The organism is Aquabacterium sp. (genome assembly GCF_034003525.1).
GTDB lineage: Bacteria > Pseudomonadota > Gammaproteobacteria > Burkholderiales > Burkholderiaceae_C > Aquabacterium.
Genome location: NZ_JAVEYN010000053.1, coordinates 1 through 6,560 on the forward strand (window position 1 = coordinate 1; position 6,560 = coordinate 6,560).

Genomic DNA, 6,560 nt, shown 5'->3' on the forward strand with positions numbered 1-6,560 from the left:
CCCTGGCTCAATGTCATAAGCACTGAGCAGGAAGCAGAAATCACGGTGCACTTCGTCGATCAGCGGATGCTTGGCCTTGGGGTGCGTGATCCAGAAGCCCATCATGCCCATGGCCATCTGGGTCATTTCATCGGCATGCGGGTGGTACATGAAGGTGCCCGGGCGGCGCGCCACGAACTCGTAGACGAAGGTCTTGCCCGACTGGATTGCGGGCTGGTTCAATCCCGCCACACCGTCCATGCCATTGGGCAAACGCTGTCCATGCCAGTGGATGCTGGTGTGCTCGGGCAGCTTGTTGGTCACAAAAATGCGAACGCGATCGCCTTCCACCACTTCGATGGTGGGCCCGGGACTCTGGCCGTTGTAGCCCCACAAATGGGCCTTGAAGCCAGGCGCCATCTCGCGCACCACAGGCTCGGCGACCAGGTGAAACTCCTTGACGCCCTGATTCATCCGCCACGGCAGTGTCCAGCCGTTAAGTGTGACCACCGGGTTGTAGGGCCGCCCCGAGTTGGGCACCAGCGGCGCCATGGTGTTCGGGCTGGTCTGGATCACCGGCTCGGGCAATGCCGCCATGGCCACGCGGCTCACCGAGCTGGCCGCGACCGCTCCGCCTGCGATGCCCGCATATTTGAAAAAATCTCTTCTGGATGTCATGACATGAATCTTTGCTTTAGTGGCCCGCATCGCCCGCACTGGGCGCGCTGGACGTGACTGACAACGTGGTGTTGGTGGGGCGCCCGATCACGGATGCCTGTATGGCGGCATCGGCCAGCCAGAACTGCTGTTGCGCATCAATGGCGGCCGTGACGGCGCTGATCTGCTCGCGCGCGTCGGCCAATAGCTCAAAGACGCTGATCAACATGCCGTTGTAGCGAAGCTGGTTTTCCTCCGAGATCACCTTGCGCAGCGGCACGACTTCATCGCGGTGGTGACGCGCCACGTCGTAGGCGGTTCGATAGGCCGAATAGCTCTCGCGCAGGTTGGAGCCGGCAGAGCGCACGGTGGCTTCGAGCTGGTTGGCCGCAGCCAGGCTGCGTGCATTCATCGCATCGCGCTGCATCCCACCCCAATCGAAGAGGGGTAGACGCACGTCGATTTCCCAGCCGCGCGCAGTAGAACGAGTGCCCTCAGCGTTGTCAAAGGTCGTGTTGCGACGCCCGGTGAGTTCGATATCGGTGAAGCTGGTCACCATGTTCAGACCCTGGGCCTTGACGGCCTCATTGAGCGCGGATTGGGCCAAGCGGATATCCAGACGCGCCTGGGTTGCTTGCAAGGCGACCGTCTGCGGCTCCATTGGCTGTTTAGGTAGCTCCGGCAATCGCTCCGGCAGCTTAAGCGTTTGTTCCTGCGCCTCATCTAGCCCCAGCAGTCGCACCAGTTCTTCGCGGCTGGCCGTAGCCTGGTGCTGCGCTGCGCTCAGCCGGGTGGCGGCATCGGCGTAGAAAGCTTGCTCCCGTGCACGGGTAATCCGGTTGAAGTTGCCCGCCGCCTGCATGCGCTTGGCCAGTTCCGCTCCTGCTTCCGCGCTGTCATAGACCTGCTTGGCATATTTGAGCGTTTGTTGCGCGGCCACGGCCCGCACCCAGGACTGGCGCACACGGGTGATCTGATCCACCACATCACTGGTCAGACGCAATTGCGCTTGCTCAATGCGCCGGGTAGCGCCGCCGTGCCGTGCGGGAAGCGTCAAAAGATCCAGCAAGCCGAAGGACAAAGCGCGCCCAAACTCCAGCTCATCGCCTGCGACCATGCGCTCAAAACTGAAAATGGGGTTGGCAATCCGCCCGGCCTGCGCGGCATCCGCCGACTCTGCCCAACCCTGCGCCAGAAGGGTCTGCAGGGATGGGCTGTTCACCAAGGCCAACTGGACAGCATCTTTCTGCTCCAAAGGCTGCGCCAGCAAGGCTTGAGCGGCCTGCGCACGCTGGTCGCGTTCATCCAGGGTACGAGCCAACGCGAGCTTGCCCCCGGTAAAACTGCCAGCTTCGTCGTTGACGCGATTGATGTTCTGATCCAGGCTGACGCTGGCACATCCCGTCAGCACTGCCAATCCGAGTGCGGACAGAGCCAATTTGGCATGAGTGGCACGCAAAGGCATCATGGTTTTCCTCCCCCGTGATGGCCCGTGTGGGGATCGCTAGCAGGAGCAGCATCCTTGGCGGACGCGGGCTCGCCCGACTTGATTTCCTTAGCATAGGCGCGCCAGCCGCCAATCTGGCCCACACGATCATTGGCTTCGCGCCAGGATTGCACCGGTTGATCCGCATAGCCCTGATAAGCCCCGATAGGGGACGCGTATTGCAACGTTGCCAGCGGTGCAGGCTTGGGAGCCTCGGTATCTGCTGGAGCTTGTGCGAAAGCTGCCCCCGCAAACAACACCAGTGTCGAAGGCAACAGAGCCCTGAAGGGCGGCAGGTAACTGGAAGTGAGCATGGTCTCCTCTAAAAGAATCTTTGATCTCATGATGTGGAGATTCTGGAGAGACCACCCTTTCATTCAGATGTTCTGAAAATTACATTGTTGTTATCTACCTGTCAGAACGCCTCAAACTTGGCAAACTCTCGCCAAAGCATTGAACGGAAGCGCACACGTGAAAATATTGATCGTCGAAGACGAGCCCAAAACGGGTGAGTACCTGCGTCAGGGTTTGACAGAAGCTGGATACATTTCCGACCTCGTGCCCAACGGCGCGGATGGCCTGCATATGGCCCTGCAGGGCGAATATGACCTGCTGATCCTGGATGTCATGCTGCCTGGCCTGAATGGCTGGCAAGTGCTGCAAGCCCTGCGTGACCGGGGGATCGGAATGCCCGTCCTGTTCCTGACTGCCCGCGATCAAGTGGAAGATCGTGTCAAAGGACTGGAACTCGGGGCCGACGACTACCTTGTCAAGCCGTTCTCGTTTGCCGAGTTACTGGCCCGGGTACGCATCATCCTGCGGCGCGGCCATGCAGGCAACGAGAGCACCACGCTGCGAGTGGCCGACCTGGAACTGGATTTGCTGCGCCGCAGGGTATCCCGCAACGGCAAGCGTATCGATCTGACGGCCAAGGAATTCGGCCTGCTGGAGCTACTGATGCGCCGACACGGTGAAGTGCTGCCACGGTCCCTGATCGCCTCGCAGGTGTGGGACATGAACTTTGACAGCGACACCAACGTCATCGAAGTGGCGATGCGCCGCCTGCGCATGAAGATCGATGAAGGCCAACCCCTCAAGCTCATCCAGACCGTGCGCGGCATGGGCTATGTGCTGGACGTGCCAGAGGAAGAATAGGTGGAGTCGAAACTGCGTTTGGGCAAGCTTTCGCTGACCCGTCGCCTCACCCTGTTCTTCACCGTGGTGGCAGCTGCTGTGGTGCTTGGGTTGGGAGGTCTTTTTCTGGTGGAAATTGAGCAGCATTTCGTCGAACTGGACCGGATGGCTCTGCAGGAAAAGCGGCATTTGATCGAGGAAATTCTTGGCAATGCCAACTCAGTGGACGACGCAAGCTTGCGCTTGAGCGAAGCTTTGAACTATCACCATGATCTCTATGTCCTGGTGCAGAACCCCCAGGGAGAGCGCATTTTTCAATCGTCAACATCCAACCTCAATGTGCAAAGCGGCGATGCCCTGAGTACCGAGGAGACGAGTGTTTTCGGGGTTTGGCGTCACCACGATACCGAGTTCCACACATTGAGCTTTGGAACTGCCCCGGCTTACTCCGCATCAGCGTTGCAGGTGTTGATCGCAGCGGATACAAAACACCACACCCAATTCCTCACTGAGCTGCGCAGCAGTCTGGCGTTCTACGTGATCGCGGCCATCATCGTGTGTGGGCTACTGTCGTGGCTCGCGGCGCGTCAAGGTCTGGCGCCTCTGCGTGAAATGAAGTCACGCGCAGCCGTGGTCACAGGTCAGAAATTGTCCGAGCGCATGCCAGTTGAGGCCGTGCCGGTGGAAATGGCCGATCTGGCGCAAGAGCTGAACCGCATGCTGGACCGCCTGCAGGAGGACTTCCAGCGCCTTACCGATTTCGCGTCGGACCTCGCGCACGAGCTGCGCACCCCCATCAGCAACCTGCTGACGCAGACGCAGGTGGCGCTGACGACCAAGCGCAATGCCGCGACGTACCGCGACATCCTGGCCTCCAATGCCGAGGAATTTCAGCGTTTGGCACGCATGGTGTCCGACATGCTGTTCCTAGCCAAGACCGAGCGCGGCGTGGATCTGCCGCACAAGGAGCGGTTTTCCGCCCGCCAGGACGCGCTGGCGCTGCTGGAGTTCTACGAGGCCGTGGCCGAGGAAAAACGCATCCGGCTCCAGTTGAAAGGAGACGGCGAGGTCGAAGGCGATCGCCTGATGTTCCGCCGTGCGGTGAGCAACCTGCTGTCCAATGCCCTGCGTTACACGCCCGAGGCCGGCGACATCACCATCCGTATCACCAGCACGGCACAAACCACGACAGTGGCCGTGGAGAACACTGGAACCGACATCGATGCCAAGATCCTGCCCCGGCTGTTCGACCGCTTCTACCGAGCCGATGCTTCCAGGGCCCATCCGGACTCCGATGGCTCCGGGCTGGGCCTGGCCATCACACGTGCCATCGCTGAGGCCCACGGCGGTAGCGTCACGGCGACGTCGGGCGACGGGCGAACCTGCTTCACCTTGATGTTTCCTCACCGTGGCTCACAGCCATCAAGCTGACAACAATCTCATCTGGCTGTCCGGATTCTGTTGGGGTGCGCTCCCTACGATGAACACATCTCCTCAACGCCCGACCAAGGCATGAGAGATGCAAGTTTCGTCCACCTTCTTCCTTAGGAGCTTCAACCATGACCCAACAACGCCTCTCCCTTTCTTCCATGATCGCAGCCGCAACCGCAGTAGTTGCTCTGGGCCTTCCAGGGATGGCTTCGGCAGCATATGAGCATCCTGCCAACAATGAACAGGGCGTAATCGTTCACCCGGAACACTTCAAGAGCGAGAAAACGCGAGAGCAGGTCATCGCGGAAGCCAAGGCTGCCATGCAGCAAGGACTTCTTTCTTATGGCGAGAGCAACTACCCAATGCCTGTGCCTAATGTGGGCCCAGGGAAAACTCGTCAGCAAGTGATCAACGAAATGCTGAACGAGTCACCTGCCGAACGCTCCGAGCGTCTGCGTCTCTACTCCCGGGGTTGATAGCCCCCAGTTGGTGCTCCAGCAGAGCACGTTGAATCCATTCTGTGGGATCGCTGGCGTCGGCCTGACTAACCTCGGGACAGCCCAGGCCGCCGTCCAATTTCCCATGACACCCCACCGCCGCGCACCGTCGCGGCGATCTGCTGTCCCAGCCGCTGCTCAATCACCGGCTTCCACGGCACCAGGCTGAATCCCATCCCGTCATCGAGCATCGCGTAGCGCCCGCTGGCGAGCATCACGCTGCGGCGGTAGATACCGGCCACGCGCTGGCCATCTGCCGCAGGCCGATGCTCCAGCCCGGTTTCGGCGGCAATGTCCTTCCCGGCCTGCGCCACTTCCCGATTGCGCATCACCGTCAGCAGATTGCGCGCCAGGAACACGCGCTGACCGCGCCGCTCGGCCAGCCCCTGTTCGGCCAGGAAATCGGCGCGTTGCAGCATCGCCTGCTTCGCCTCGCCGCCAAACCCCAGGTTGCCCAGCCCCGAGCCGCCGCCGATCAACTGCTGATCCAGCCAGGTAGCCCCAATCACGCGCGCCTGCCGCTCAATGGGCAGGTGCGATTTAAGCTCCACGGCTACGCCGCCCAGGCGTTGCGCATCGTACTGGCGGCCACGCTCGGGCAGGTCGTCGGGTACCTTCCACAGCCCCTCGGCAATACGTTCCACGATGCCGGCCCGGCGCAGGGCTTCCAGCCTGCGAACGTGCGCGGCAACGACTTCGTGCGGATCACGGCCGGCCTGCGCCTGACCTTGGGCAATTGCCAGGTGATGATCGGTTCTGTAGAGCCCATTGCTGGCCAGCGCAGCGATATTGCGATCTGCCGCCCGTACCTCGGCGGAACCACGTACTTCCACCACCGCGCCGGTCGGATAGTTTGCGGGTTCGTCGCGGGCGTTGAGCGCGACGTAGTGCGCCTTGCCGTCCACGCCGTCGATGACCAGATAGCTCCGGTCGCGCAGCTCGTCGGCCAGCCCCTTGGCGGCCACGCGGCCAATGATTGTTCTTCCATCGTCACCCGGCTCGAACACCGCCAGCTCGCGCGGCTGGCCGCCCATGGCCCGCTGCATGGTGCGGATGATGTCGCCACGCTCACCCAGAGCGCGCAAGGTCTTCTCGGCATCGGCATGGGTGGTCCAGGTGCCAGGCTGCGCTTCGTCGGCCAGGCCCAGGCGCTGCAAGCATTGCAAGCGGCCAATCAGCAGCAGACGCTGGCGTTGCAGCTTCGGTTCGTTGAAGCGTCTGACCTGCACGCGACCATCGTCGCCAGCTTCACGTTGCAGCGTGTGATCCAGGCTCGTCCACCGCTCCTGTTCCACCTCCCGCTGCAAGGTCTGCTGGATTTCCAGTTCGGTGCGCGGCCCTAGCCATTCGGTCGCCAGCTCGGCGGCCCGGTGCCG

The 6,560-nt window shown here is 61.6% G+C and carries 7 protein-coding genes; 3 read left to right on the forward strand and 4 right to left on the reverse strand.

What is annotated here, in order from left to right; all coding sequences use genetic code 11:
• The 3 genes from RBT42_RS16385 to RBT42_RS16395 form a co-directional block, all read right to left on the reverse strand.
• The coding region (locus RBT42_RS16385; RefSeq protein WP_320367078.1) for a multicopper oxidase domain-containing protein at window positions 1-657 on the reverse strand (657 nt) is incomplete at its 3' end.
• A 16-nt stretch (window positions 658-673) separates the two neighbouring features.
• A complete protein-coding gene (locus RBT42_RS16390; protein WP_210570223.1) occupies window positions 674-2,104 on the reverse strand; it encodes a TolC family protein in 1,431 nt (476 codons plus the stop codon).
• Entirely contained in the window at window positions 2,101-2,466 is a 366-nt protein-coding gene (locus tag RBT42_RS16395; protein WP_246881439.1) for a hypothetical protein, read from the reverse strand. The genes RBT42_RS16390 and RBT42_RS16395 overlap by 4 nt, the downstream gene beginning before the upstream one ends.
• Before the next feature lie 127 nt (window positions 2,467-2,593).
• Between RBT42_RS16395 and RBT42_RS16400 the strand changes: the two genes are divergently transcribed.
• From RBT42_RS16400 to RBT42_RS16410, 3 genes are all read left to right on the forward strand, one after another.
• The gene (locus tag RBT42_RS16400) at window positions 2,594-3,277 is read left to right on the forward strand and encodes a heavy metal response regulator transcription factor (protein WP_111868794.1); all 684 of its coding nucleotides are present in this window, start codon (window positions 2,594-2,596) and stop codon (window positions 3,275-3,277) included.
• A complete protein-coding gene (locus tag RBT42_RS16405) occupies window positions 3,278-4,687 on the forward strand; it encodes a heavy metal sensor histidine kinase (protein WP_320367089.1) in 1,410 nt (469 codons plus the stop codon).
• A 128-nt stretch (window positions 4,688-4,815) separates the two neighbouring features.
• Window positions 4,816-5,163, forward strand: coding sequence for a DUF4148 domain-containing protein (locus RBT42_RS16410; protein ID WP_320367091.1), 348 nt, complete (start codon window positions 4,816-4,818; stop codon window positions 5,161-5,163).
• Window positions 5,164-5,231: 68 nt separating this feature from the next.
• On the opposite strand, the gene RBT42_RS16415 is transcribed toward RBT42_RS16410, so the two are convergent.
• Window positions 5,232-6,560, reverse strand: a 1,329-nt coding sequence (locus RBT42_RS16415; RefSeq protein WP_320367093.1) for a DUF3363 domain-containing protein, incomplete at its 5' end; no start/stop codon positions are given.

What these genes read in the sequence shown, in the direction of transcription:
- RBT42_RS16390 (WP_210570223.1), bottom strand. Translation starts at nt 2,104, where the DNA reads ATGATGCCTTTGCGTGCCACTCATGCCAAATTGGCTCTGTCCGCACTC.
- RBT42_RS16410 (WP_320367091.1), top strand. Translation starts at nt 4,816, where the DNA reads ATGACCCAACAACGCCTCTCCCTTTCTTCCATGATCGCAGCCGCAACC.
- RBT42_RS16395 (WP_246881439.1), bottom strand. Translation starts at nt 2,466, where the DNA reads ATGAGATCAAAGATTCTTTTAGAGGAGACCATGCTCACTTCCAGTTAC.